The organism is Chitinophagales bacterium (genome assembly GCA_020636535.1).
In the GTDB taxonomy this organism is placed as follows: domain Bacteria; phylum Bacteroidota; class Bacteroidia; order Chitinophagales; family JADIYW01; genus JADJSS01.
Map to the genome: position 1 here is coordinate 1 of JACJXT010000010.1, position 1,300 is coordinate 1,300.

The 1,300-nt window shown below is 31.5% G+C and carries 2 protein-coding genes; both read left to right on the forward strand.

The window, feature by feature from the left end:
* Nucleotides 1–1,105, forward strand: a 1,105-nt coding sequence (locus tag H6553_00310; protein ID MCB9032257.1) for a long-chain fatty acid--CoA ligase, incomplete at its 5' end; no start/stop codon positions are given.
* A 5-nt stretch (nt 1,106–1,110) separates the two neighbouring features.
* Nucleotides 1,111–1,300: long-chain fatty acid--CoA ligase (locus tag H6553_00315; protein MCB9032258.1), on the forward strand; the 190-nt coding region annotated here is incomplete at its 3' end.

A 1,300-nucleotide genomic window follows, 5' to 3' on the forward strand; every position in this document is an offset into this window, starting at 1 on the left:
GTCGCATGTTTTTGAACGAACTATAAACTATACTTATTTGGCTACTGGTGCTTCTATTTATTTTGCAGATGGTTTAGAGTCGATAGCTGAAAATTTACAAGATATCAAACCACAGTATTTTACTACAGTTCCAAGATTGTTAGAAAGAGTTTTTGAAAAAATTATAAAAAAATCTAAGGAACTTAATTATATAAAAAAATCATTGTTCGATTGGGCTTTAGATTTAGCAACTAATTTAGAATTAGGACAAGAAAGAAGTTTTGTCGAGGAAATAGAACTCAACATTGCCAATCAATTAGTATTTGATAAATGGCGATTGGCTCTTGGTGGAAACATAAAAGCAATTGTTTGTGGTTCTGCTCCATTGCAACCTAAATTAGCTACTATTTTCACCAATGCACAAATTCCAATTTTAGAAGGTTATGGACTCACAGAGTGTTCGCCAGTGGTTAGTGTTATTCCAAATAGAGCAGATTGTTACAGAGCTGGTTGTGTAGGAAAAATCTTACCACATCTTGAAGTTAAAATTGCCGATGATGGTGAAATTTTAGTACGAGGTGATAGCGTAATGAAAGGTTATTTTAATGATGACGCTGCTACCAAAAAAACAATTACAACAGACGGCTGGTTGCTTACTGGAGATATTGGTGCTTTTACTGAAGATGGATACTTAAGAATCACTGATAGAAAGAAAGAGTTGTTTAAAACTTCTGGTGGAAAATATGTAGCACCAGCTCCTATTGAAAATAAAATGAAAGAATCGTTTTTTATAGAGCAAATTGCTTTAATTGGCGATGGTGAAAAATTTATTGGTGCTTTAATTGTCCCAAACTTTGAAGAATTAAGTAGTTGGGCATCAACACATAATATTAAAACAGAAGACAATACGCAATTAATTGAAAATCCTAAAGTCGTAGCATTGTATCAATCTATTATTTCAGAAAATAATGTTAACTTTGGAAAAGTTGAACAAATAAAACAGTTTAAACTATTAAATGAAGCGTGGACAGTAGAAAATGGTTTATTGACTGCTACCATGAAGTTAAAAAGGAAAAAAATTAAAGAAGCATATCAAGACATCATTCAATCGATATATAATAAATAAATTTTATGGAAGTAAAGAGACTCTTTGACTCGTTGTATTATCAACAAGAAAATCATCCTCAAAAAATTGCATTAGCACAATATAAAAACGGACAGTTAGAAACTTATTCTACCGATGATTTAGTGAAGAAAGCTAACCAAATGAGTTTAGGTTTACTACAATTAGGCATTCAAAAAGGCGATAAAGTAGCTACTG